This is a genomic window from Nonomuraea lactucae (assembly GCF_003313395.1).
GTDB classification, from domain to species: domain Bacteria; phylum Actinomycetota; class Actinomycetes; order Streptosporangiales; family Streptosporangiaceae; genus Nonomuraea; species Nonomuraea lactucae.
Genome location: NZ_QNFZ01000342.1, coordinates 1 through 678 on the forward strand (window position 1 = coordinate 1; position 678 = coordinate 678).

A 678-nucleotide genomic window follows, 5' to 3' on the forward strand; every position below is an offset into this window, starting at 1 on the left:
GTCGAGCGCGTCCGGCTGTACGCCGGCCCCGCGCACGTGACCGAGCCGAAGGGCGAGGACCTGCGGATCGAGGTGGCGGGCGTGCCCGAGCGGGCGAAGCTCGTCGCCGACACCGAGGCCAGGACCCTCGCCTGGACCGCCACCGGCCGCGTGGCCTCGGTCTCCGCCCTCGCCCGCGCCGCCCACCAGGGCCGTCTCGTCCGGGCCGCCGCCCGCGTGACCGATGTGCCCGCCCGCTTCGACGCCTCGTGGGACGCCTCCGGCTACCGCTTCCGCGGCCTGTCCGGGCCGGTCGGCTCGGCGGCGGTCGCCGTCACCAACCACGACGGCGCGAAGGCCCCCTCCGGCCCGCACCTGTCGGCCCACTACGACCAGTCCACGGGCGAACTCGACGCGAGCGTGCTGGTCAAGGGCCTTTCGCGGGTGGAGTTCGGCCCGGCCGACACGGGGTTCGCCGCCGAGTTCCGCGCGGCCAGGCAGCGGCTCGCGCTCGACGCCGACGTCACCCGGGGCGACGTGCGGTTCGGCGTCCTCGGCCACGTCGGCCCCGTGCCGGGCCGGCTCGCCGTGTCCGTCGCGGACGGGACGCTCACATACGCCGGCTCCCGGCTGGACGTGAAGGCGCGCGCATGGCTCGGCAAGGCGGGCGCGCTGCGGGGCATGGCCGCCGCCCCGGCC

Annotated in this window: 1 protein-coding gene; it reads left to right on the top strand. The window is 77.9% G+C overall.

What is annotated here, in order from left to right:
- A partial coding sequence (locus tag DQW85_RS21840; RefSeq protein ID WP_162795198.1) for a hypothetical protein occupies nt 1–678 on the top strand: 678 nt, incomplete at both ends.